General features: G+C 55.7%; 21 protein-coding genes and 1 tRNA gene. 15 read left to right on the top strand and 7 right to left on the bottom strand.

Going from position 1 to position 25074, the window contains the following annotated elements; all coding sequences use genetic code 11:
• Positions 1-5: 5 nt before the first annotated feature.
• From malI to folD, 4 genes are all read right to left on the bottom strand, one after another.
• A complete protein-coding gene (gene malI, locus BJP35_RS10705; protein ID WP_086463093.1) occupies positions 6-1022 on the bottom strand; it encodes a Mal regulon transcriptional regulator MalI in 1017 nt (338 codons plus the stop codon).
• Positions 1023-1106: 84 nt separating this feature from the next.
• Positions 1107-2606, bottom strand: a complete 1500-nt coding sequence (locus BJP35_RS10700) for a PTS transporter subunit EIIC (RefSeq protein WP_014168943.1) — start codon at positions 2604-2606, stop codon at positions 1107-1109.
• Between the two features lie 218 nt (positions 2607-2824).
• Positions 2825-3037, bottom strand: a complete 213-nt coding sequence (gene ybcJ / locus BJP35_RS10695) for a ribosome-associated protein YbcJ (RefSeq protein ID WP_014168944.1) — start codon at positions 3035-3037, stop codon at positions 2825-2827.
• A 1-nt stretch (position 3038) separates the two neighbouring features.
• Positions 3039-3905 carry a bifunctional methylenetetrahydrofolate dehydrogenase/methenyltetrahydrofolate cyclohydrolase FolD gene (gene folD, locus BJP35_RS10690; protein ID WP_014168945.1) on the bottom strand — a complete coding sequence of 289 codons (867 nt, stop codon included), beginning with the start codon at positions 3903-3905 and terminating at the stop codon, positions 3039-3041.
• A gap of 310 nt (positions 3906-4215) precedes the next feature.
• Here folD and fimA point away from each other — a divergent pair, with 310 nt between their 5' ends.
• The 6 genes from fimA (at position 4216) to sfmF (ending at position 10229) form a co-directional block, all read left to right on the top strand.
• A complete protein-coding gene (fimA, locus tag BJP35_RS10685; protein WP_020885158.1) occupies positions 4216-4779 on the top strand; it encodes a type 1 fimbrial major subunit FimA in 564 nt (187 codons plus the stop codon).
• Between the two features lie 67 nt (positions 4780-4846).
• On the top strand, positions 4847-5392 hold the full coding sequence (fimI, locus tag BJP35_RS10680) for a type 1 fimbrial protein subunit FimI (RefSeq protein ID WP_020885157.1): 546 nt from the start codon (positions 4847-4849) through the stop codon (positions 5390-5392).
• A 34-nt stretch (positions 5393-5426) separates the two neighbouring features.
• Positions 5427-6119: a type 1 fimbria chaperone FimC gene (fimC, locus tag BJP35_RS10675; protein ID WP_020885156.1), complete on the top strand. Its 693-nt coding sequence runs from the start codon at positions 5427-5429 to the stop codon at positions 6117-6119.
• A gap of 14 nt (positions 6120-6133) precedes the next feature.
• On the top strand, positions 6134-8695 hold the full coding sequence (locus BJP35_RS10670) for a fimbrial biogenesis usher protein (RefSeq protein ID WP_047744089.1): 2562 nt from the start codon (positions 6134-6136) through the stop codon (positions 8693-8695).
• Positions 8688-9695: a type 1 fimbria D-mannose specific adhesin FimH gene (fimH, locus tag BJP35_RS10665; protein ID WP_020885154.1), complete on the top strand. Its 1008-nt coding sequence runs from the start codon at positions 8688-8690 to the stop codon at positions 9693-9695. The genes BJP35_RS10670 and fimH overlap by 8 nt, the downstream gene beginning before the upstream one ends.
• A gap of 9 nt (positions 9696-9704) precedes the next feature.
• On the top strand, positions 9705-10229 hold the full coding sequence (sfmF, locus tag BJP35_RS10660; RefSeq protein WP_032681530.1) for a fimbria assembly protein: 525 nt from the start codon (positions 9705-9707) through the stop codon (positions 10227-10229).
• Between the two features lie 51 nt (positions 10230-10280).
• On the opposite strand, the gene fimZ is transcribed toward sfmF, so the two are convergent.
• The 3 genes from fimZ to BJP35_RS10640 all read right to left on the bottom strand — a co-directional run bounded on the left by fimZ (position 10281) and on the right by BJP35_RS10640 (position 13165).
• On the bottom strand, positions 10281-10913 hold the full coding sequence (fimZ, locus tag BJP35_RS10655; protein ID WP_014168952.1) for a fimbria biosynthesis transcriptional regulator FimZ: 633 nt from the start codon (positions 10911-10913) through the stop codon (positions 10281-10283).
• A gap of 812 nt (positions 10914-11725) precedes the next feature.
• Positions 11726-12442 carry a response regulator transcription factor gene (locus BJP35_RS10645; RefSeq protein ID WP_032677572.1) on the bottom strand — a complete coding sequence of 239 codons (717 nt, stop codon included), beginning with the start codon at positions 12440-12442 and terminating at the stop codon, positions 11726-11728.
• A 24-nt stretch (positions 12443-12466) separates the two neighbouring features.
• Positions 12467-13165, bottom strand: a complete 699-nt coding sequence (locus BJP35_RS10640) for an EAL domain-containing protein (RefSeq protein ID WP_047744085.1) — start codon at positions 13163-13165, stop codon at positions 12467-12469.
• A 278-nt stretch (positions 13166-13443) separates the two neighbouring features.
• Here BJP35_RS10640 and BJP35_RS10635 point away from each other — a divergent pair.
• The 9 genes from BJP35_RS10635 to BJP35_RS10595 all read left to right on the top strand — a co-directional run bounded on the left by BJP35_RS10635 (position 13444) and on the right by BJP35_RS10595 (position 24999).
• Positions 13444-13520 (top strand) — tRNA-Arg (locus tag BJP35_RS10635).
• Positions 13521-13850: 330 nt separating this feature from the next.
• Entirely contained in the window at positions 13851-14867 is a 1017-nt protein-coding gene (locus BJP35_RS10630; RefSeq protein ID WP_020885149.1) for an iron ABC transporter substrate-binding protein, read from the top strand.
• Between the two features lie 24 nt (positions 14868-14891).
• On the top strand, positions 14892-16466 hold the full coding sequence (locus BJP35_RS10625) for an iron ABC transporter permease (RefSeq protein WP_047744083.1): 1575 nt from the start codon (positions 14892-14894) through the stop codon (positions 16464-16466).
• Position 16467: 1 nt separating this feature from the next.
• A complete protein-coding gene (locus BJP35_RS10620; RefSeq protein ID WP_025204783.1) occupies positions 16468-17508 on the top strand; it encodes an ABC transporter ATP-binding protein in 1041 nt (346 codons plus the stop codon).
• A gap of 217 nt (positions 17509-17725) precedes the next feature.
• Entirely contained in the window at positions 17726-19909 is a 2184-nt protein-coding gene (locus BJP35_RS10615; RefSeq protein WP_086463091.1) for a TonB-dependent siderophore receptor, read from the top strand.
• Between the two features lie 102 nt (positions 19910-20011).
• Positions 20012-21400, top strand: a complete 1389-nt coding sequence (gene pheP / locus BJP35_RS10610; protein ID WP_059306883.1) for a phenylalanine transporter — start codon at positions 20012-20014, stop codon at positions 21398-21400.
• 184 nt (positions 21401-21584) lie between these two features.
• Entirely contained in the window at positions 21585-22823 is a 1239-nt protein-coding gene (locus BJP35_RS10605) for an MFS transporter (protein ID WP_086463090.1), read from the top strand.
• Positions 22824-22838: 15 nt separating this feature from the next.
• Positions 22839-23864 (top strand): sugar phosphate isomerase/epimerase, encoded by a 1026-nt coding sequence (locus tag BJP35_RS10600; RefSeq protein WP_086463089.1) that lies wholly within the window; start codon positions 22839-22841, stop codon positions 23862-23864.
• Complete coding sequence (locus tag BJP35_RS10595) at positions 23857-24999, top strand: Gfo/Idh/MocA family protein (protein ID WP_086463088.1); 1143 nt, start codon at positions 23857-23859, stop codon at positions 24997-24999. The genes BJP35_RS10600 and BJP35_RS10595 overlap by 8 nt, the downstream gene beginning before the upstream one ends.
• The last annotated feature ends 75 nt before the right edge of the window (positions 25000-25074 follow it).

The following is a 25074-nucleotide window of genomic DNA, read 5'->3' as shown; positions in this document are numbered from 1 at the left end:
CTTATTTACGCCGATTCCCGGGCAATAAGCTGCCCGGAAAGGGTGATACGCTGTGTTTGCAGTTCCGGCTCTTTTAACTTGCGGATGATCAACCCCGCCGCCTGACGCCCCGTCTCCTCACTGGCGGAGGAAACGTAGGTAAACGAGGGAGACGTCAGGTTCACGTGCAGCATATCTTCAAAACCGACCAGCGCGACCTGCTGGGTGAGAAACACATCTTTCCCCACGGTGCGCCCCACCTGATGAATGCCGGAGATGGAGCCGATCATCGCATCCGGCGAGTGGCAGAGCAGGGCGGTAATGGTGTTGTTTTTTTCCAGCAGCTGGCGGGCGGCGAAACCTGCGGCCAGCGTGTCATCGCTACACGCAGGCGAGTATTCCTCACGCCAGACCAGGCCGTTCTGGATCATCGCGCTGCGAAAGCCGAGCAGACGCTGCTCGCGGATAAGGCAGCCTTCACGACCCCCAATGTAGGCAATGTTGCGGTGTCCGCGCTCGATAAGATAACGCGCGGCAAGGTTCGCCGCCTGGCGATTGTCGCGCATCACCAGATTGCATTTTTCATCCAGCAGGGACTGAGAGACCACCACCAGCGGCAGCGGGCACTGGCGTATGTGTTCCGGCAGCGAGGATGCCCGGGTATCAGAGGCCAGATAGATAACGCCGGCGACCCCCTGCTGTTTAAACGACAGCAGGCAGCGCTCAAGATGTTCATGGTCGTTCAGCGGCTGGCCGAGGAAAACCATATACCCCTGTCTCTCCAGCTCCTGGACGATGCTCGCCATCACCTTAATGGAAAAGCTGTCGCTAAAGTCGCGCAGGATCAGGCCGATCAGGTTGGAGGTGTTGGCGCGGAGGTTGGCAGCGGCGACGTTGTGAACATAGCCCAGCGTAGTGATGGCAGCATTGACCTTCGCGATCGTTGCGTCTGAAATCTTCCCTTTCTGGCGCAGCACAAGCGACACGGTGGAGACCGAAACGCCCGCATGCTTTGCGACATCAATGATGCTGACTTTCTTCAAAACCGCTCCCTGAAATTTACCGATTATCAGCCAGATAAGACAACGTCCCCCAGCGTACAGGAGACGTGTCGTTCAGGCATCTTATTATTTGCCAATCATGGTGGACATGGTCTGGGCGATAAACTGTGCTCTGGCACCGAAAATCACCTGAATACCGTTATCACCGACGAACACTACGCCGCGGGCGCCAAGGCCGTTCAGACCGTCCTTATCAACCGCTTCACTTTTTGCCACTTCCAGGCGCAGACGGGTGATGCAGGAGCCGACGGAGTCGATGTTGTGCGCGCCGCCCAGCAGGTTGATGATCTCTGTAGCGAGTTCTGAATCTGACTTATCGTCCGCACTGGCGGTCACTTCTGTACGGCCCGGCGTTTTCACGTCGAAACGACGGATCACAAAGCGGAACGTGAAGTAGTAAATCAGGCCCATCGGAATGCCGATAATAATGGCGTTCAGGAAGTTGGTTTTGTAGCCGTTAAATGACGGCAGGATCCCGAACGAGAGGTAGTCGATAAAGCCCGCAGAGAACGACTTGGCGATATGCGCATGCAGCAGATACATGGTCATGTACGCCAGACCGGCCATGATGGCGTTAAAGACGTACAGAATAGGGGCGACGAAGATAAAGGTAAATTCAACCGGCTCGGTGATCCCCGTCAGGAAGCAGGTGAGCGCCGCAGAGAACAAAATACCGGCCGCGATTTTCTTATTTTTGGTGTGCGCTTCGTGGTACATCGCCAGACACGCCGCAGGCAGCGCGAACAGCATCAGCGGGAATTCACCCTGCATGAACTTACCGGCGTTCTGGTAGCTGTCACTGCTGAAGGATTTGACCCCTTCTTCGAGCATCTTAAACCAGATGGTCTGGTCGCCGTGAATCACCTGACCGGCCTGGGTGGTGTAATCCCCAAACGAATACCAGAAAGAGGGATACCAGATGTGGTGCAGGCCGAGCGGGATCAGCGCGCGTTCCACCAGACCGAAGATAAAGGTCGAGGCTGCCTGATTATCGCCATTAACCACCACGGAGAGCGCGTCGATGCCCGCCTGGATATGCTGCCAGACATACGGCAACAGCAGGCCGAGCAGGAAAGAGAGAAACGCTGTCGCAATCGCCACAAAGCGTTTCCCGGAGAAGAACCCGAGGAACTCTGGCAGCTGCAGGGTGTGAAAACGGTTATAGCACCAGGCGGCGAGAATCCCGCAGATCAGGCCGCCGAAGACGCCCATCTGCAACGTCGGGATGCCGACCACCATCGCGTATTTGCCGCCCTGAGACGCCATTTCCGGCGTGATACTCAAGACGGTGCTGATGGTGATGTTGGTGACAAACACCGAGACCGCCGCCGAGAGCGCGGCAATGCCGGACTCGGATGCCAACCCCACGGCGGAACCAATGGCAAACAGCATCGGCAGGTTATCAAAGATAACCCCGCCCGCGTTCATCATCAGCGGCAGATGAAACTTATCGCCAAAGGCCAGCAGCAGGCCCGCAGCGGGAAGCAGTGAAATTGGCAGCATTAACGCGCGACCAATCATCGATAATTTAGAGAGCGATTTAACAAACCCTGATATCAGACTCATGCTGATTTCCCCCGAGTAGCGCTTTTTTGGCGCTGTTATTGTAAGTAGAACGTTTTAGTAGAACGTTCTACTTATCGTGGGGAAAGAGTGAAAAACGCGCAACAGAATTTTCACTTTTCAACAGATGAAATAGTGATTATTTGAAGTCGATCGATAATTAACCGTGATGGGTGTGGGGGAATGTGGGTTCCCTCTCCCGACGGGAGAGGGGGAGAGCATCAGGCGGTCACCGTCACGGTTTGCCCTTCAAAGCTCACGGTCTGACCCGCAACAATTTTGCAGCGCTTGCGGGTTTCCACTGCGCCGTCCACCTTAACAAGCCCGTCGGCAATGGCGATTTTGGCCTGTGCGCCGCTTTCGGTCCAGCCTTCCAGCTTCAGCAGATCGCACAGCTCAACGTGCGGGTGTTTACCTAATGAAAATGTGGCCATCTTACGCGTCCTCTACGTCGTGGTACTCTTCGCATGCCTGCAAAGTATTCTGAATCAGTGTGGCAACGGTCATCGGGCCTACGCCGCCCGGTACTGGGGTAATGTAAGAGGCGCGAGCCGCAGCATCTTCGTAAACCACGTCACCGACCACTTTCCCGTTTTCCAGACGGTTAATACCGACGTCCACAACGATCGCGCCTTCTTTAATCCATTCACCCGGAATAAAGCCCGGCTTCCCGACCGCCACGATCAGCAGATCGGCGTTTTCTACGTGATGACGCAGATTTTTGGTGAAGCGGTGGGTCACGGTGGTGGTGCAACCAGCGAGCAGCAGCTCCATGCTCATCGGACGGCCAACAATGTTTGATGCGCCAATGACCACGGCGTTCAGACCGTAGGTATCGATGTTATAACGCTCCAGCAGCGTAACGATTCCGCGCGGCGTGCACGGACGCAGACGCGGGGCGCGCTGGCACAGACGGCCCACGTTGTACGGGTGGAAACCGTCAACGTCTTTGTCGGGGGCGATACGTTCCAGCACCTTCACGTTGTCGATGCCGGCTGGCAGCGGCAGCTGAACCAGAATACCGTCGATCGCGTTGTCGGCATTCAGGGTATCAATAAGTTCCAGCAGCTCTGCTTCGCTGGTGGTTTCCGGCAAATCGTAAGAGCGGGAGACGAACCCCACCTCTTCACACGCTTTGCGTTTGCTGCCGACATAAATCTGCGATGCCGGGTTGCTGCCGACCAGCACAACGGCCAGCCCGGGGGCGCGTTTTCCGGCAGCTTTACGCGCCTTCACTTTTTCCGCGACCTCAGAGCGCACCTGCTGCGCAATCGTTTTACCGTCAATAATCTTTGCTGCCATCAGAGAGAAGATTCCGTCTGTAACGTTTGAAAGGGGGGATTGCCTGTATTTTGTCAGAAGCGAGCGCCGCTGTCAGTCACCCTTTGCGAGTTTTCATCAGGAGGCCGTAAAAACCCTTCTGAGGGGATGGTCAATTTCTTAGGCAGGATTAGGATGTGACCTGGCGAAATGACAGCGTTTTGACATATTTTAAAATACATTCATGAGCTACTTTGTCTCCTCCGAAATAAGCTTTCAATTAATCAATTGAACGTATTTCTTATTCCCGATTATTCGCGGGAAGGGTTATTTACATTTTAAAGGAATAGACATGAAACTCAGCAACATTGCTTCTACTGTTATTGCTACTCTGGCCCTGGTTGCGGGTGCCGCAAATGCAGAAGATACAGCCACTCCGGTTACCGTAAATGGCGGTACCGTACACTTTAAAGGTGAACTGGTTAATGCTGCATGTTCAGTAAATACTGATTCTTCCGAGCAGACGGTTAACCTGGGCCAATACCGTACCGCGAAGTTCACGAAAGTGGGTGACACTACCTCTAATATTCCGTTCACCATTGAACTGAATGATTGTGACCCGCTGGTTGCGAAAACGGCCGCAGTTGCGTTCACCGGTCAGATCGACGCGACCGACAAAACCCTGCTGGCGGTAACCTCTGGTAACAACGACAACTCCGCGAAGGGCGTGGGCATCGAGATCCTCGACAGCAAATCCACCACCCTGACTCCAGATGGTTCAACCTTCTCTGCCGCGCAGAACCTGATCGAAGGGACTAACACCCTGAACTTCACCGCGCGTTACAAATCAACGGCTGCGACCACCGAGCCAGGCCAGGCAAACGCTGACGCCACTTTCGTAATGAAATACGAGTAATTCCTCCGCACAGGGATGTTCAGGCCTCAGGGAAGAGGCCGTCATACGCTAAGGCCAGGAACGAAGGATGACAAGGACCGGAACACTACTGCTGTTAACCCTTGCGATGGCCTGCCAGGCCTCAGCACATACCGTGGTGATCGACGGCGGCAAAGTTCATCTCAGAGGTGAGCTGGTGAACGGCGGCTGCGCCGTGGCACCTGACAGCCAGAACATGCGCATCGAAATGGGGCAGTACCGAACCAATTCATTTTCCGGTGTGGGCAGTTTTTCCACGGTCAATGTGCCCTTCACCGTGCGGCTGCTGGATTGCAGCGTGGATGTCTCGCGCACCGTGGGGATCCAGTTTCAGGGCGTTACGCCAGCAGAAGATCCGCAGGTTTTTCTGGCGACATCGCGGCCAGGTGAATCACCGATAAGCAGCGGCGTCGGGCTGGCTCTTTTTGACGAACAACAACGTCAGATTATCCCGAACGCAACGGCCGTCAGCTGGTTGCCGGTGAATACCAGTGAGCTTGCGTTTCATTTTAGCGCCCGCTATCGGGCTATTTCCGAACACCTCGTGCCAGGCAATATTCAGTCGGATGTCTGGTTTACGTTGATTTATCCATAACACCTGCGAACACATTATTAAAGGTACGGTTGTGATGAATACCCTAATTAAACCAGGACTGTTTTTATCGTTAATTTTAATGATGGTTTCTGCATGCGCAAATGCTTCCGGCGGTATTGCGCTGGGGGCCACCCGCGTTATTTATCCGGCAGATGCAAAGCAAACTTCGCTGGCGATCACCAACAGCAATAAACAAGAGCGCTATTTAATCAACGCGTGGATCGAAAATGCGAACGGGCAAAAAGAAAAAACCTTTGCCGTGACCCCGCCGCTGTTTGTCAGCGAGCCGGACAGCGAAAATACGCTGCGCATTATTTATGCCGGGCCCGCGCTGCCTGCCGATCGTGAATCGCTCTTCTACATGAACGTGAAAGCGATCCCGTCCGTGAACAAAGCGAAAACGGAAAACAATAACGTGCTGCAGCTGGCTATCCTGTCGCGGATCAAGCTGTTTGTCCGCCCGACAAATCTGCCGATGCAGCCGGAAGAGGCGCTCTCGCAGCTGCGTTTTGAGCGCGTCGGCAACCACCTCAAAGTCAGTAACGCTTCGCCGTATTACATCACGCTGGTCAATATGAAGCTGGGCGGACAGACGCTGGATAACCTGATGGTTGCGCCTAAAAACTCGGCGCAGCAGGTACTGCCAGCCGCCGCAAGCGGTACGCTCTCCTGGCAGAGCGTGAATGACTACGGTGCCATTACGCCGGCGCGTAGCGTCAACCTGTGAGCAGAGTCAGGGCGATGAATAATCACCAGGGACGTTACTGCCCGGTCGCACTGGCGCTGATGGCAGCGCTCTGGCCACAGGCTGGCTGGAGCGAAAGCTACTTTAACCCGGCCTTCTTGTCCGATGACACCGCCAACGTGGCGGATTTATCGCGTTTTGAACAAGGTCACCAGCAGGCGCCTGGCGTTTATCGCGTGGATATCTGGCGTAACGATGAGTTTATCGCGACGCAGGATGTGCGCTTCGAGCAGGCCGACAATACACCGCCGGTTGCCGGTGGGCTGTCGCCGTGCATTACGCGCGTGATGCTGGAGCGTTTTGGCGTCAATATCGCGGCCTTTCCTGAGCTGGTTAACGTGAAAGGGGAGACCTGTATTCCCCTGGCGAAGGCTATTCCCGGCAGTGAGATCGCGTTCAACTTCGCCTCGCTGCGCCTGAATATCAGCCTGCCACAGGTGGCGATGCAGAACAGCGCACGCGGCTACATTCCGCCCGATCAATGGGATGAAGGGATCCCTGCCGCGCTGGTGAACTACAGCTTTACCGGCAACCGCGGGAGCGAGGACGACAGCTATTATCTGAACCTGCAGAGCGGGCTGAACTATGGCGCGTGGCGTTTACGCAATAATGGCGCATGGCGTTACACGCAGAATAACGGGCAGCGGCACAGCAACTGGCAGAATATTGGCACCTGGGCGCAGCGCACCGTGATCCCGCTGAAAAGCGAGCTGGTGCTGGGCGACAGCAATACCGGTAATGACGTTTTCGACAGCGTGGGCTTTCGCGGCGGGCGGCTCTTCTCGTCTGACAGCATGTACCCGGACAGCCTGCAGGGCTACGCACCAACCGTTCGCGGCATCGCCCGAACGCCCGCCAAAGTGGTCGTTCGACAAAACGGCTACGTTATCTATCAAAGCTATGTACAGCCTGGCGCCTTTGCCATCACCGATCTTAACCCAACCTCGTCAAGCGGTGACCTTGAGGTGACGGTTGAAGAGAAGGATGGCAGCCAGCAGCGCTATACCGTGCCGTATTCCACCGTGCCCCTCCTGCAGCGCGAAGGGCGCTGGAAGTATGACCTGGTGGCCGGGGATTACCGCAGCGGCAACAGCGAACAGGATACGCCATTCTTCACGCAGGGTACGTTGATTACCGGGCTTGGCGACGGCTACACGCTGTACGGCGGTACCCAGCTGGCGTCACGTTATACCGCGGTGGCCATCGGGGCCGGGAAAAACCTCGGTGACTGGGGGGCGGTGTCGCTCGATATCACCCATGCCCGCAGCCAGCTCGCGGATGACAGCCGCCATGAAGGGCAGTCGCTGCGTTTCCTCTATGCAAAATCGCTTAACGGATTCGGAACCAACTTCCAGCTGCTGGGCTACCGCTACTCCACAAAAGGGTTCTACACCCTGGACGATGTCGCGTGGCGTTCAATGGAAGGCTACCAGTATGCCGACAACCAGGATGATGACGGTGTGCCGGATGTGGAGAGTTATCACAACCTGACGTGGAATAAAAAAGGGCGCTTCCAGCTCAATATTTCCCAGTCGCTGGGGGATTACGGCTCGGTCTATATCTCCGGTAGTGAACAGACGTACTGGGGCACCGATGAGTCCAACCTCTGGTATCAGCTGGGGTACGCGGGTGGCGTGAAGGGCGTCAACTACTCCGTGTCCTGGTCATGGAACAAATCGGTCGGGATAGACGGCACGGACCGAATCGCGTCGTTTAACGTCTCCGTACCGTTCAGCCTCTTTACCCGCCAGGGTTTTCGTCGGGACAGCGCCATTGACCGCGCCTATGCCACGGCGTCAGCCAGCCGTAATAGTGATGGCGACACAAGCTGGCAAACCGGGGTCAGTGGGACGTTGCTGGAAGATCGCAACCTGAACTACAGCGTGACCCAGGGCCACACCAGCAATAACGGCTCAAGCGGAAGCGCCAGCGCGAACTGGCAGGCAACCTACGGCACGCTGGGTGTTGGCTACAACTACGCACGCGACCAGCACGATCTCAACTGGCAGCTCTCCGGCGGCGTGGTCGGCCATGCGGATGGCGTAACCTTCAGCCAGCCGCTGGGTGATACCAACGTTCTGATCAAAGCGCCGGGAGCATCGGGCGTGAGCGTGGAAAACCAGACCGGTGTGAAAACCGACTGGCGTGGCTATGCGGTGATGCCGTATGCCACCGTCTACCGCTATAACCGCGTGGCGCTGGATACCAACACCATGAGCAATAACACCGATATCGAAAATAACGTGAGCAGCGTGGTGCCGACAAAAGGGGCGCTGGTGCGCGCCAGCTTTGATACCCGTATTGGCGTGCGCGCCCTGCTGACCGTCACGCGCGGCAACCAGCCTGTGCCATTCGGTGCCGTGGTGCGTGAAACCCAGAGCGGCGTCACCAGTATGGTGGGCGATGACGGACAGATTTACCTGAGCGGCCTGCCGCTGGAAGGTGAACTGCTGATCCAGTGGGGCAGCGGGATGCAATCCCAGTGTCGTGCGCACTACAGCTTGCCAGAAAAGAGCCTGCAACAGGCAATCACACTTAAGGGGATTCGCTGTGAGTAAAATCCATTGCCTGGCTTTATCACTTCTCTCTATTTTGCCCGTGGGGAATGCCTTAGCCACCGTGTGTGTGAATGAAAAGGGCGTCCCTACGGAGGTGCATTACGACCTGACGGATAAATTTAACAGTTCGAATAACCAGATCGGACAGGTGGTGACGCTCAGCGAGAAATCGCAGTGGGTGGGGGTGAATGCCGTCTGCCCGAAGGGCACCACCGGGAACACAACCAAACGTAGTTATGTTACCGATTACCCGGTCACGGGAACAAGTGATGGCTATCAGTACCTGAAGCTAAACGACTATCTGGATGGGGCAATGAAAATTACGGACAGCTTTGCTGGCGTATTTTATCCGCCCAAAAGTTACATCCAGATGGGGAGTCACCCGAACGTCTCTAAAAACAAACCGTTTGGCGTTCAGGATTCTAGCCTCGTCTTTCGCCTCAAAGTGACCCGACGGTTTATAAATATGGTGGTGATCCCGCGGGCGACCATGTTCCGCGTCTATGTCACCACTACCTCTTCTGATCCGTTAACCTCGCCGGTCTACACTATCAGCTACAGCGGGACCATTCAGGTGCCGCAAAGCTGTGCCATCAATGCGGGGAATATCGTGGAGTTTGACTTCGGCGATATCGGGGCCTCCCTGTTCAGCAAGGCCGGGGCGGGTAACAAACCGGAAGGGGTAACCGCGCAAAGCAAAACCATCGCCATCAAATGCACCAACGTGGAAGCGAACGCAATGCTGACGATGCGCGTTGAGGCAGAAAAGGTCTCCAGCAACGCGGTGGTGTCGGATAACCCCGATGTGGGGTTTGTGATTGCCAACGAAAGCGGTACCCCGCTAACACCCAACAACCTGACCAGCAAAATTCCGTTCCGGCTCGACGACAGTGCGCAGGCGCAGGTGGGGATCCGGGTCTGGCCGGTCAGCGTGACGGGGAATAAGCCTGCGGAAGGCCGTTTCACGTCACGGGGTTATCTGCGTGTGGATTACGATTAAGGGGAAGAGATGCGGAACCGGAACTGGCATTTCGCCGCAATGACACTGATGATGCTTCACGCCAGCGCGCAGGCAGCCACTGCGCTGGGGGAGATCAATATTCAGATGTACGGCAACATTGTTGATTTTACCTGTGTGGCCGAGGGCAGCGATAGCGACAAGACCGTCACGCTGGGAACCTGGCCCACGAAACAGCTCAGCACCACGGGAAGCCGCACGCAGCCCATGCCGTTTACGCTGAAGCTGACCGGCTGTCCGCCTGGTGCGGCGTCCATCACGTTTTCGGGTAAAGCCGACGGAAGCAATAACGGGTTACTGGCGCTCAATGACGCCAGTACGGCAAGCAACGTTGCCGTCGAGATCAGGGATGCGGATAAAACGCGTCTGGCACTTCAGGAGGCCAGCCAGCCGGTAGCGGTTGATGCGCAGGGAAATGCGACATTGTCATTTTATGCCAATTATATTGCCACTGCTGATAACCCTCAGCCCGGACGGGCTGATGCTGATGCCACCTTCATGATTAATTATAATTAGCGCTGACCGCACTCCCTGCAGCTCGGATAAGCTGCAGGGAGTGAATTCAGGTTATAGCAGTTCGTGTGCTTTGGCATAATCAATTAATTCAACGATGCTTTGCACACCCAGCTTGGAATAAATATTGGATTTATGTGCGCTGATGGTTTTGTTGCTTAATAGCAACTGCTCTGCAATCTCCTTATTGGATAAACCATTTGCCAGGTAACGTAATACCGTCACCTCACGATTCGATAATGGCATATCCGCGACCATCCCTTTCCCCGAACCCAAATGGTTTATAAAATTCAACGTTTCCGACGGGAAAAAAGAATAGCCCATCAGGATCATTTCAACGGCGTTGTAGATCTCGCCCAAATCTTTTCGTTTACTGACAAAACCATTTGCCCCGGCGCGAATGGCGCGTCCCGCGTAAAAAGACTCGGATTTTGAAGAGAGGAACAGGACCTTGATGTCTTTATTTAAGTTTCTGATTCTCTTCAGTAAAGCGAAGCCATCTGTGCCCGTAAGTTCGATGTCCAGGATCACCAGATCGATAGGGTGGTTACGGATACAGTCAAGGACTTCATGGCTGTCGCCAGATTTGAGTTTGACTGTGATGTTTTTATTTTTCTGTAGCAGGACTTCTATCGACATTCTGACGATAGGGTGTTCGTCCATAATGATAACGGATGCCGGTTTCATTTTTAATGCCTCAGACTGTTAAAAGCGTTATGCCGAGTTTGGTTAAAACTCTCGAAATGCCGGAAGGATAAATGTGCAGATCCTTATACCGTAGTATTTCCCTGGAAAGAGCGAAAGCATCCTTGTTAACGTAGTGAAGAAATCTATGCCTCAGCGCGGTCATCTCATTTGGCTGGTGTTGGCAAAAAGGTTTTTCTTATTCATATTTGATACGCGTCTTATTATACCGTGTAAGTTTTTTCCGAAAACCCTGTAAATTACCCCTCGCTTATTACTTTGTATTATCTTCTGGATCCGAATAGCTATTTTTTTAAAATTAGCTTAAATATCCTGTTATCCCATTTACCGCATCTTTTGATCTTTATGTAATAACAAAAAATGACATATCACACTGTATGTTGATCAAATGTTAACAAATCGACGGCCGTTTTCAGGGGCTGAAAGCGGGATCGGATGGCGAAAAAGTGTTCATAGAGGGCACCAGACCTTCGTTTGAAAGTGATCGGGTCGCCGCCGGAAAGGGCACCCATCGTACAGCAGAACATACTACAGACTTCGCTTTCGACTGCCGGGCAGTCTCGCCGAGCCGCTTGTTTTTACATCATTATCGTCTTATTAACTCCTTTATCAAACACTTAACGCACGGAGGAAAGTGCTGCAGATTATTCATTCTGTGACATTTCACATGGTTTAAGCCCGTAAATTAGGAATAGTTATAAAATTGAAATTATTGTTAAAATTTAACAAATAAGTAACATGATTGATAAGTAAATTCCTAAAGGTCTTTAGGAAATAAGGGCTTAGTGGGTGGGTTAGAAGGTGCAGTCTGAGAGGTTATTGAGAAGGTGCAGCAGTTCCTGGCGATGGGTCAGACCCAGTTTCAACAGAATGCAGCTGAGACGATAGATAATGCGGCTATAGGGGCGATTCTGCATCAACGCTATCTGGCGAAGGGTCTTCCCCCGCGATAACTCCTGCAAAATAGGCCATTCGGTGCGGGAGAACCAGTCTTTATCGCAGCCCTGGGGAGGGCTGGTATCCATCAGGCTGTGCTGGAAAGCAGACGGCGTCAGCTGACGTTCGAGTACGTGAAAAGGGCCCGCCGCTTTGCAGAACAGGCGAGTATCGTAATTATCCGCCCTGACTAACAGATAGGGCGTCAGAAAAGGGGGATAGAGGCTATGCCTTCTGAGCTGATCCAGCTTGTCGATCAGCGCAGTGGAGCGGCTTTCAATATCCACCACCAGACGGGCGGATGGCCACTGGGCCAGGGCGCTAAACGCATCCTCCAGCGTGGGATAGTCGCAACAGCTGCTCAGGGGAAATTGGCCGTTGAGAAAACCGGTGCGCAGAAAATGATCCTCCGTCACCAGAATGATAAACGGAGCGTCTGTTTTGCGGGGCTGGCTGATGGACTGACTCAAAAATTCGAGCCGGTCGAAGAAGGGGGGAGCAAAAGGCGAGCGCGTAAATCCCAGTGCATCACTTCCTGTACGCCGCCGCCGGTAACGGCGCACTGTCATTCGCATGGCCTCCCCCCTGGAAATGGCTTTTTAATCCTCCGGCCATGTCCAGGACGGCCAGTAATAGCCCTGGCCGAGTTCTGCGCCTGCCTGCAGTGCCCAGGTACAATCCTGCTCAGTCTCAATACCTTCAATAAGCACTTTCCCGGCAAGCTGAAAGCACCGGGACACCAGTTGCCTTAGCGCGGGCGTGGCGCGTAAACGCCAGAATGCATCCTTATCGATTTTTACGCCGCTTAACGGTAACCGGCAGGATAAAAAGGGCGGGATGAGTGTTTCATCAATGTCATCCAGCCAGATACCGTGACCTTGTCTTATGAGCTGCAACAGGCTCCGGGTAACGGTCTGCCTCTGCGCGGCTGACAGCGTTAAAAAAGCACTGGGGTCGACAAGTTCAATATTCAGCGGCGGACATTTTATCCGGCTAAGCCGCTGAAAAGCGTCGGGCTCTGTCAGGACGGTTATCGGCAGATTAATGAAAAAATTATTACAGTGCGGGGTATTTTTTAACGCGGTGAGCTGTGCTTCAAGCAGCGTTATCGACCAGTCTGCAGACTGATGGCGGAAAAAGGCTTCGCTATGCTGCGTTTCAGACAGGACGCTAAGGACCTCCACGCCGACCCTGCGTAAAGAGGAGAGGGCGACGATGGGCTCAAGTTTGATGCCGACGATGTCCTGAGAAAGGTACTGTAACCGGGGGGGCGTATAGGTCAGGTTTTGCGCTGTCACTCCATGGTCCTGTTGTCTGTCAGCCTCCAGGCGGCCGGGATACCTCACACTAGTGTGACGAGCTGACGCTCAGGAAAACAGCAGGCGTTACTTAAATGCAACTAAGCCTTTTCGCAGCGCGAAATTCTACGACGGAAAAGCGATGAATGTTGAAAAAACAGCCGTATTTACAATCGGCTAGCGGTAATTGCCCCTGAAAGCCGAAAAGGCATTGACTCACCTGTCATTGACCGTATAATTCCAGGCGTTTCACCACCGCGAAGTTCACTCTTCTCAGTGCGCCCTTAGCTCAGTTGGATAGAGCAACGGCCTTCTAAGCCGTAGGTCGTAGGTTCGAATCCTACAGGGCGTGCCATTTACTGCCTTCACCCTTTTTCGCTTCCACTCTCCCGTTTTACGCTAAATACACGTTTATGCCGATCTCATTCTGTCGATTAAATAATCGGGAAATAAATAGAACGCTAATGAATATTTGTTATTTTTCCAGCCTAAGGTTTTCTTAATCTTTATTTCATCCATTTTTATAATCTGGATTTTTATCATATTTATCCGCTGTATAAGAATATTTTACACTTTTACGACTAAACTTGATTGATACTAATTATCATTAGCGTTTTTGTATGCTTTAATCCTGTCCCACAACGCTATGCGTGGTAAATCACCCTGGTCTATAAAGGATATGTTCATGAATTCTCGCCTGTTGTCATGCTTCTCGCTTGCCTTGTTGTCTTCATCTCTTTTCCTTTCCACACAAGCATTTGCCGCTGATAACAACGAAGGTATCGTTGTTTATAACGCGCAGCATGAAAATCTGGTGAAGGCGTGGGTTGACGGTTTTACCAAAGAAACGGGTATTAAGGTGACGCTGCGTAATGGCGATGACAGCGAGTTGGGTAACCAGCTGGTTCAGGAAGGCACGGCATCACCTGCAGACGTGTTTCTGACGGAAAACTCGCCATCAATGGTTCTGGTGGATAATGCCAAACTGTTCGCGCCACTGGATGCAGAGACCCTGAAGCAGGTGCCTGCGGAATTTCGTCCTGCGCACGGCCGCTGGATCGGGATTGCTGCGCGTAGCACGGTGTTTGTCTATAACCCGGAAAAATTGAGCGAACAGCAATTGCCAACATCGCTGATGGATCTGGCGAAACCTGAGTGGAAAGGCCGCTGGGCGGCATCGCCCTCAGGCGCGGATTTCCAGGCGATCGTGAGTGCGATGCTGGCCCTGAAAGGCGAGCAGGCTACCCTTGAGTGGCTGAAGGCGATGAAAACCAATTTTGTGGCCTACAAAGGTAACAGCACCGTGATGAAAGCCGTTAACGCCGGCCAGATTGATGGCGGTGTGATTTATCACTACTACCGTTTTGTCGATCAGTCCAAAACGGGTGAAAACAGCAAAAACACCCAACTCTACTACTTCAAACATCAGGATCCGGGTGCCTTTGTCAGCCTTTCCGGCGGTGGCGTACTGGCGTCCAGCAAACACAAAGAACAGGCTCAGGCATTCATCAAGTGGATCACCGGTAAAGAAGGTCAGGAGAGCCTGCGCACCAACAACGCGTTTGAATATGCGGTTGGCGTGAACGCGGCCTCTAACCCGAAACTGGTTCCGCTGAAAGATCTGGATGCGCCGAAAGTGGAACCTTCAACGCTTAACAGCAAAAAAGTTATCGAGCTGATGACGCAAGCCGGCCTGCTGTGATCCTGAGAGTTAAGTGAACGCCTTATGTCTGGTCTGAGTCTCGACATCGGAAAAAACAGGATGCAGGAGCCTGCCCGCAGGCGACCTGCGCTGCCGATGGTTGCGTTAGCTGTCTTATTTTCATTAATGGCGCTTCTGCCTCTGGGTTTTATCATTGCCATTGGCATTGAGACGGGCTGGGAGACCATTAAGACGCTGGTGTTCCGCCCGCGTGTTGCTGAACTGCTCAGCAACACGCTGTGGCTGACGGCCTTAGCGGTTCCGCTTTGTATTGTGACCGGCGTGGCGATAGCCTGGCTCACGGAGCGTACCCGGCTGGCCGGGCGGGGAATATGGTCTGCGCTGGCGGTCGCCCCGCTGGCAATCCCCGCGTTTGTACAAAGCTATGCCTGGGTGAGCGTCGTCCCCTCCCTGCACGGTCTTTCCGCGGGAGTATTTCTCTCTGTTTTAGCCTACTACCCGTTTATCTACATGCCGGTTGCCGCGGTACTGCGCCGCCTCGACCCGACGCTTGAAGATGTGGCCGCGTCGCTCGGCACGCCGCCGTGGCGGGTCTTTTTCCGCGTAGTGTTGCCGCAGCTCAAGCTTGCTATCTGCGGCGGGGCGCTGCTGGTCGCGCTGCACCTGCTGGCGGAATACGGCCTGTACGTGATGATCCGCTTTGATACGTTCACCACCGCGATTTATGACCAGTTTCAGTCTACCTTCAGCGGCCCGGCAGCCAATATGCTGGCGGGGGTGCTGGCCTTATGCTGTCTGGCCATCTTAATGCTGGAAGGGGTGACGCGCGGAAAAGCACGCTATGCGCGCATCGGCGGCGGGGCCGCACGTGAACAGAAACGCTGGCCGCTGAAGCCGGTCGCGGCCACGCTGGGCCAGCTGTTTTTCCTCACGCTGATCGTGCTGGCGCTGGGCGTACCGTTAATTGTGCTCTGTCGCTGGGTCTGGCTTGGCGGTATTGAGAACTGGATGAGCGCGGACCTCTGGCTCTCCCTGCGCCAGACGCTCATGCTCGGCGTGGGTGGGGCACTGCTGACCACGGCCTGCGTGATCCCCATTGCGTGGCTTGGTATCCGTTATCCGCACCGCGTCTTCCGGATGCTGGAAGGGTGTATCTACATCACCAGCTCGCTGCCGGGGATTGTGACCGCTCTCGCGCTGGTAACGGTGACGATTCATTACGCCCGTCCCATTTATCAGACGGAAATTACGCTGTTCCTCGCCTATCTGTTGATGTTTATGCCCCGCGCGCTCATCAACCTGCGGGCCGGGATTGCCCAGGCGCCGGTAGAGCTGGAAAACGTGGCGCGTAGCCTTGGCAGCACGCCTGCGAAGGCGCTGTGGAGCGTCACCATGCGGCTGGCCGCGCCGGGTGCCGCCGCGGGGGCTGCGCTTGTTTTTCTCGGCGTCAGCAACGAACTGACCGCCACGCTGCTGCTCTCTCCGCTGGGAACACGCACGCTTTCCACCGGTTTCTGGGCGCTGACCAGTGAGATCGATTATGTTGCCGCCGCGCCGTACGCGATGCTGATGATCCTGATTTCACTCCCGCTGACCGCCATCCTCTACGTGCAGTCGAAAAAAATTGCAGGACTATGACATGCTTGAATTAACGTCCATTTCTAAATCCTTTTCCGGTGTGCAGGTGCTCGACAGCTTAAACCTGAGCGTTGCGCCGGGGAGCCGGACGGCGATAGTCGGGCCGTCCGGGTCAGGGAAAACGACGCTGCTGCGCATTCTTGCCGGCTTTGAAACGCCGGACGCCGGGCGGATAGTGATGCAGGGCCGAACGCTGTTTGACGAAAACAGCTTCGTTCCCGCCCATCTGCGCGGCATCGGCTTTGTTCCCCAGGAGGGGGCGTTATTCCCGCATCTCAGCGTTGCAGACAACATTGCCTGGGGGCTGGACGGCACGCGCCACGAAAAGCGCCAGCGCGTAGAGGCGCTGATGGAGATGGTGTCGCTGGACAGGCAGCTCGCGACCCACTGGCCGCATGAGATTTCTGGCGGACAGCAGCAGCGTGTGGCGCTCGCCCGCGCGCTGGCTCAGCGTCCTTCATTGATGCTGCTGGATGAGCCGTTCTCGGCGCTCGATACCGGTCTTCGTGCCATGACCCGCAAAGCGACCGCTGACCTGCTGGCGGAAGCGGGCGTTGCCTCGATTCTGGTGACGCACGATCAAAACGAAGCGTTATCTTTTGCCACCCAGGTGGCAGTAATGCGTTCCGGGCGCTTCACCCAGGTGGGTACCCCGTATGACGTCTACACTCAGCCCGTTGATGAAGAGACCGCGCTGTTTCTGGGCGACGCGGTGATCCTGCCCGCTCAGCTTACCGCCGGCCATGCGGTGTGCGCGCTGGGTGAGATACCCACCAACAATACGCATGCCACCGGGCAGGGCCGCGTCATGATGCGCCCAGAACAACTGCGCGTGACGGCGTGCGCGCCGCATGAAAGCCCGGTGTCGATAATTGATGTCGATTTTACCGGTCATTTGTCCACGCTCACCCTGGCGTTTGCCGGGCATCAGGAGCCTGTTGTTCTGAAGACCGTAAGCCAGCCTGGCTGGAATCCGGGTACGGCTGTGCGTATTGATGTTGCGGGAACCGCCCGCGTTTTATCGTTCTCCCGCCGCGCCTGAAAGACCGTCCCGGAAACGGGGCGGTTATGCGCCACGCTATCCCGTCCATATGTCCTCCTGATTTCCCGCGCCTGTTAACCGATTTTCTCACGCAGTGACGTGCGTTTACGCTTGCCAACAATCATGTAATGCGTATAGTTCTCATTTGCATTGCACTTGATTACATTCTAAGGCCCGACAACGGGCCCTTTTTGCGCGCACGTTTAATGAGTTAATTATGAACAACACGAAAAGGCATAAAACGCTGCTGGCTCTCGCCATTGGCGCGGTCACGCACTCCGCCCTGGCGGTGGATGAAAAGAAAGAAGACACCCTGATTGTCCAGTCTGCGCCTGCCAGCGATTTTAAACCCGGCGGCGACCAGCTTGTGCCGGCATTCCTTGACGGGCAGGTGGCGAACGGTGGACGCATGGGGATGCTGGGGCAGCAGAACGCCATGGACGTGCCGTTTAATATCATCAGCTACACCTCGAAGCTGGTAGAAGATCAGCAGGCGAAAACCATTGCTGATGTGGTCGCTAACGACGCGGGGGTGCAGTACGTGCAGGGTTACGGCAACAGCGCCGAAACCTTCCGTATCCGTGGCCTGAAGTTTGACGGAGATGACATGACCTTCGGCGGCCTGTCCGGCGTTCTGCCGCGTCAGGTGGTGGATGCGCAGATGGTCGACCGCATTGAGATTTTTAAAGGGGCAAACGCCCTGATGAACGGCGCGGCAAGTTCAGGCGTGGGGGGAATGATTAACCTTGAGCCGAAACACGCGGATGAAACGCCGCAGGCAAAAGTGGGCGTTGATTACACCTCTGATTCCCAGTTTGGCACCACGCTGGATGCGGGCCGTCGCTATGGCGACAACGACCAGTTTGGCGCGCGCGTGAACCTCGTTCATCGCGAAGGGGAAAGTGGGGTGCCCAACGATCGCCGCCGCACCACGCTGCTCTCCACCGGCCTCGACTACAAAGGCGACAATTTCCGCACCTCTCTGGATGTGGGGTACCAGAAGAAAACCTTCCATGGCAGCCCGACCAGCGTCAATATCTCCGCCGTGGATTTCGTGCCTGAACCGCCGAAAAACGATCGCAATTTCTCGCAGAAATGGGCCTACAGCAACATCGAAAATGAATTCGGGATGTGGCGCAGCGAGTACGACATTACCGATAACTGGACGGCCTATACCGGCCTCGGCGCACAGCACGCTCACGAAGAAGGGATTTACAGCGCGCCGAAGCTGCTGGATAAAAGCGGTAAGGCGACGGTCAGCCGTCTTGATACCAACCGCATCAGTGATTCCGTCAGTGGGATGGCGGGTATTCGCGGTAACTTTGCTACTGGCTTCGTAACGCATAAAGTCAACGTCGGTTACTCCGCGATGACCAAAAACGAAAAAATCGGCTGGAAAATGTCGTCGGCGGCGGATAACCCAACCACCAATATCTATCACAATACCGGTGTGGATATGCCGGACAGCTCCAGTTTCAACGGCTTAGGCGGAAATTACAGCGATCCGCTCACCAGCGGGCGTACCCGGACGCAGGGCTGGCTGTTGAGTGATACGCTGGGCGTGCTGGACGACAAACTGCTGTTTACCGCCGGGGCGCGTCATCAGAAGGTGGTCATTCGCGGATACAACAAAATTACCGGGCAGGAAAATAAAGCAGACGGCTTCGACGGCAGCCGCTGGATGCCTACCTACGGCGTGGTTTACAAGCCGTGGGAGGCGATCTCCCTGTATGCCAACCACACCGAAGCGCTGCAGCCGGGTCAGGCAGCCCCCAACACCGCCACCAACTACGGGCAGAGCACCGGCATCGTTCACTCTAAGCAGAACGAAGTGGGCGTGAAGGCGGATTTTGGTCGCGTGGGCGGCTCCCTGGCGCTGTTTGAGATCAAAATGCCGTCGGCGATCCTCAACAGCAACGGTCATTATGGTCTTGATGCCGAGCAGCGTAACCGCGGCGTGGAACTGAATGTGTTCGGTGAGCCCCTGCTGGGCGTCCGTCTGAACGCCAGCGCTACCTGGCTGCAGGCGGAGCTGACCAAAACCAACAACGGCCTCAACCAGGGCAATGATGCGATTGGCGTTCCGAATTTCTATGCCGTTCTGGGCGCAGAGTATGACATCAAACCGATTGATGGCCTGACCGCTACCGCGCGCGTGAACCACTCCGGCACGCAATACGCGGACCTGGCGAACACCAAAAAGCTGGACAGCTACACTACGCTGGATCTGGGTATGCGTTATCGCTTCGCCGTTAACCACAATCAAAATCAGATGACGGTGCGTGCGGGTATCGACAACGTGACCAATGAAAACTACTGGTCCAGCGTGGATGATTCAGGTACCTACATTACCCAGGGCGAACCGCGTACCTTTAAAGTCTCGGTGGGCTACGCATTCTGAGAACGCCGCTCGTTATCCGGGGCAGGGATGCCCCATTCCCTTGCTACCACCAGCCTGAAGTGTTAAAACGTGCCCCTTCTAAAAAAGAGACAGGGGTAGGGCGTGAAAGACGCGTCATCCGCTTCAGGCACCGGTAGCGCTGAAGCTTCGTCGGAACAGAATCCGACGCTGCAACGTGGTTTGCAAAATCGACATATACAGTTAATTGCCCTCGGTGGGGCTATCGGTACCGGGCTGTTTCTCGGCATCGGCCCGGCCATTCAGATGGCGGGGCCGGCGGTATTGCTGGGCTATGCCCTCGCCGGGATTATCGCCTTCCTGATCATGCGCCAGCTCGGCGAGATGGTCGTCGAAGAGCCTGTGTCAGGCTCGTTCGCGCACTTTGCGTATAAATACTGGGGCCCGTTTGCGGGGTTCCTCTCCGGCTGGAACTACTGGGTGATGTTTGTGCTGGTGGGGATGGCAGAGCTGACCGCTGCTGGCATCTACATGCAGTACTGGCTCCCGGATGTGCCCACCTGGATTTGGGCGGCGGCCTTCTTCATTATCATCAATGCCATCAACCTTGTGAACGTCCGTTTGTACGGTGAAACCGAGTTCTGGTTTGCGCTCATCAAGGTGCTGGCGATTATCGGCATGATCGGTTTTGGCCTGTGGTTGCTGTTCTCGGGTCATGGCGGTGAGCGTGCCACGATCGACAACCTGTGGCAGCACGGGGGGTTCCTGGCGACCGGCTGGAAGGGGCTTATCCTTTCGCTGGCGGTGATCATGTTCTCTTTCGGCGGGCTGGAGCTGATTGGTATCACTGCCGCTGAAGCGCGCGACCCGCATAAAAGCATTCCGAAAGCGGTCAACCAGGTGGTGTACCGTATTCTGCTGTTCTACATCGGTTCGCTGGTGGTATTGCTCGCGCTCTATCCCTGGGTTGAGGTGAAATCAAACAGCAGTCCGTTTGTGATGATTTTCCACGATCTCAACAGCAATGTGGTGGCCTCAGCGTTGAACTTCGTTATTCTGGTGGCGTCACTTTCGGTCTATAACAGCGGCGTCTACTCCAACAGCCGGATGCTGTTTGGCCTCTCCGTGCAGGGGAATGCGCCGAAGTTCTTAACCCGCGTCAGCCGTCGCGGCGTGCCGGTGAATTCTCTGCTGTTGTCCGGTGCGATCACCTCTTTGGTGGTGGTGATCAACTACCTGCTGCCAAAAGAGGCGTTTGGCCTGCTGATGGCGCTGGTGGTTGCCACCCTGCTGCTGAACTGGATCATGATCTGCCTGGCGCACCTGCGTTTTCGTGCCGCGATGCGTCGCAAGGGACGTGAGACGCAGTTTAAAGCGCTGCTTTATCCGGCAGGAAACTATCTCTGCATCGCTTTCCTCGGGTTGATCCTTGTGCTGATGTGCAGCATGGACGACATGCGGCTTTCCGCGATGCTGCTCCCGGTGTGGGTCATCTTCCTGTTTGTGGCGTTTAAACTTTCCCGCAAGCAATAATGCATGCCGCCCTCTCCCGGTGGGAGAGGGCGAGCCATCCGGTTTCTCATCCCAACGCGATTAACCTCTTTATCGTGACCCCTCTCCCAAATCTCTCCTGATCCACAGGATCTTTATTTTGTAATCGATTACTTTTCATTTGAGGGTATTTGTAATCGATTACTTTTCTAGGGTGAGGCTCATTATGGTGTCAACAACTGAAAGTAGTGGAAAGGTGATAGCGCAGCACCGGCTGCTGGTTCCGCGTCTGTCGCTGATGATGTTTCTGCAGTTTTTTATCTGGGGTAGCTGGTCGGTCACGCTGGGTCTGGTGATGACCCAGCACAACATGTCGTTGCTGATTGGCGATGCGTTCTCTGCCGGGCCCATCGCCTCTATTTTGTCGCCGTTCGTGCTCGGGATGCTGGTGGATCGCTTCTTCGCCTCGCAGAAGGTGATGGCGGTAATGCACCTGGCGGGCGCGGCTATCCTGTGGTTCGTTCCGGGGGCGCTGATCGCTGAAAATGGTGCGCTGCTGATCGGCCTGCTGTTTGGCTACACGCTTTGTTATATGCCGACGCTGGCGTTAACGAACAACATCGCGTTTCACAGCCTGGCAAACGTCGATAAAACCTTCCCGGTGGTGCGCGTGTTCGGCACTATCGGCTGGATTGTCGCGGGGATCTTTATCGGCGTTACCGGCGTGGCCTCCAGCGTCACGATCTTCCAGGTTGCGGCGGCGAGCTCCGTGCTGCTGGCGCTCTCCAGCCTGACGCGGCCGCCCACGCCCGCCCGGGCAAAAGGGCTGCCGGTCCAGGTTCGCGATCTGTTCTGCGCTGATGCGTTTGCCCTGCTGAAACCCCGCCACTTCCTGGTCTTTTCCGTCTGCGCAATGCTGATTTCCGTGCCGCTTGGCACCTACTATGCTTACACCGCCTCGTATCTGGCGGATGCCGGGATTGCTGATGTCAGCACCGCGATGTCGTTCGGCCAGATGTCAGAGATTGTCTTCATGCTGGTGATCCCGCTGCTTTTCCGTCGTCTGGGCGTGAAAGTCATGCTGCTGGTCGGCATGCTGGCGTGGTTTGTCCGTTACGCGATGTTTGCCATGGGGGTGAGTGAGGAGGGACGTTTCCTGCTCTATCTCGGCATCCTGCTGCACGGTGTGTGCTATGACTTCTTCTTTGTGGTGGGCTTTATCTATACCGATCGCGTGGCGGGCGAAAAGGTGAAAGGCCAGGCGCAGAGCATGATCGTGATGTTCACCTACGGCATCGGCATGCTGCTTGGTTCGCAGATTTCTGGCGCGCTGTATAACCGTCTGGTGGCGGGACAGGCCGTGCCGCAGGCGTGGGTCACCTTCTGGTGGATCCCGGCGGTGGCGGCAGCGGTGATTGCGCTGATTTTCCTTCTCACGTTCAAATATGACGATGACAAGGCGTAACGTTCAGGAGGTGGTATGAGAACGATTAAGGGACCTGGTATTTTCCTGTCGCAGTTTATCAGTGGAGAAGCGCCGTTTAACTCGCTGGATGGGCTGGCAGGCTGGGCAGCAGGTAAGGGCTACAAAGCCGTGCAGATCCCCTGCAATCATCCGCACATTTTTGACGTGGAGAAAGCGGCTGAGAGCCAGACCTACTGTGACGACATTACCGGCACGCTGGCGGAGCACGGGCTGGCGATCAGCGAGCTGTCGACCCATCTGGAAGGGCAGCTTATTGCGGTGAACCCGGTCTACGGCGACGCGTTTGACCATTTCGCGCCGGCAGGCGTGCGGGGTAACGACGCGGCCCGTCGGGCGTGGGCGACCAGCAAATTGAATCAGGCGGCGGCGGCCTCCGCAAAATTAGGCCTGACAGCGCACGCCACTTTTTCTGGATCGCTGGCGTGGCCATTTTTCTACCCGTGGCCGCCGCACAACGCGCAGCGTTTTCAGGACGCTTTCCAGACGCTGGCAACCCGCTGGCGGCCCATTCTGGACACTTTTGATGAGCATGGCGTCGATGTCTGTTATGAGCTGCATCCGGGGGAAGACCTGCATGACGGCGTGACGTTTGAACGTTTTCTGGCGCTGGTGGACAACCACCCGCGCTGCAATATTCTCTACGATCCCAGCCATATGCTGCTTCAGCAGATGGACTACCTGACGTTTATCGATCTCTACCATGCGCGCATTAAAGCGTTTCACGTCAAAGATGCAGAGTTTCGTCCCAACGGGCGCAGCGGCGTATACGGTGGCTACCAGTCGTGGCTTCATCGTCCGGGTCGCTTCCGGTCGCCGGGCGACGGGCAGATCGACTTCACCGGTATTTTCAGCAAACTGACCCAGTACGACTACGAGGGCTGGGCAGTGCTGGAGTGGGAGTGCTGTCTTAAGGATGGCGATACCGGCGCCCGCCAAGGCAGCGAATTTATCCGTCGTCATATCATTCCGGTATCCGGGCGTGCGTTTGACGATTTCGCCGCGGGAGGCAGCCATGATTAACGTCGGGATCGTCGGCAGCGGCTTTATCGGCCCGGCGCACATTGAGACGCTGCGGCGTCTCGGCAGTGTGCAGGTGGTCGCCCTGTGCGACAGCTCGCTTTCACAAGCGCAGGAAAAGGCGCGCCAGCTGAATGTGCCCCATGCTTACGGGAACGTTGAGGCGCTGCTCGCCCATCCGGATCTGCACGTGGTGCATAACTGCACGCCAAACCATCTGCACGCAGAGATTAACCGCCAGATTTTGTGGGCGGGTAAGCATGTTTTTTCCGAAAAGCCGCTGTGTATGACCCCGGAAGAGGCCCGCGAGCTGGTGGCACTGGCTGAGCAGGCGGGCGTGGTACACGGCGTCAGCTTTGTCTATCGCCAGTTTGCGATGGTGCGCCAGGCGGCCAGCATGAGGCGCGAAGGCAGTCTCGGTCGGCTGTTTGCCACGCATGGCAGCTACCTGCAGGACTGGATGCTGCTGGAAACCGACTACAACTGGCGGGTGGATGCCGCGCTGGGCGGTGCGTCGCGCGCGGTGGCGGATATTGGCTCCCACTGGTGCGACACGGTGCAGTTTGTGACCGGGCGGCGGATCACCGACGTGATGGCCGACCTCGCCATCGTCTGGCCAACGCGCAAGGCCAGTGCGGCAGGAAACCGGACCTTCACGGATGATCGCAGCGCGAACGATGAAGACAAACCGGTCACCACCGAAGATTTTGGCTCGGTGCTGGTGCGCTTCGACGATGGCAGCAAAGGCAGTTTTAACGTCTCGCAGGTCAGCGCCGGGCGCAAAAATCGGCTGACGTTTGAAATTAACGGCAGCGAACGGTCCGTGGCGTGGGATCAGGAGGTGCCGCAGCAACTCTGGATCGGCCATCGCGCGCAGGCAAACCAGACCCTCTCCGACGATCCAAACCTGATGAACCGTGACGTGGCCGAAAGCGCCCATTTTCCTGGCGGACATATCGAAGGCTGGCCTGATGCCTTTAAAAATATGATGGCGCAGTTTTACCGCGCCGTGATGCAGGGGGAGATGCCGGCACAGCCGCTGTTTGCGACGTTCCATGACGGCGCGAACGTCATGTATATCATTGATGCGATAGTGAAAAGCCATCAGCAACAGCGCTGGGTGCGCGTTGCGTATTGACGCGTTGCCCGGTTCGCCGGGCAACGAATTTATGGTAGCCTGCATAAAACGTTAACCGCAGGAAATGCCGTCGCT

The sequence above is a fragment of the Enterobacter sp. J49 genome, assembly GCF_002148625.1.
Taxonomy (GTDB): Bacteria; Pseudomonadota; Gammaproteobacteria; order Enterobacterales; family Enterobacteriaceae; genus Enterobacter; species Enterobacter ludwigii.
Note: the sequence above shows the minus strand (reverse complement) of the source record. Positions and strands in the feature narration are given on the sequence as shown.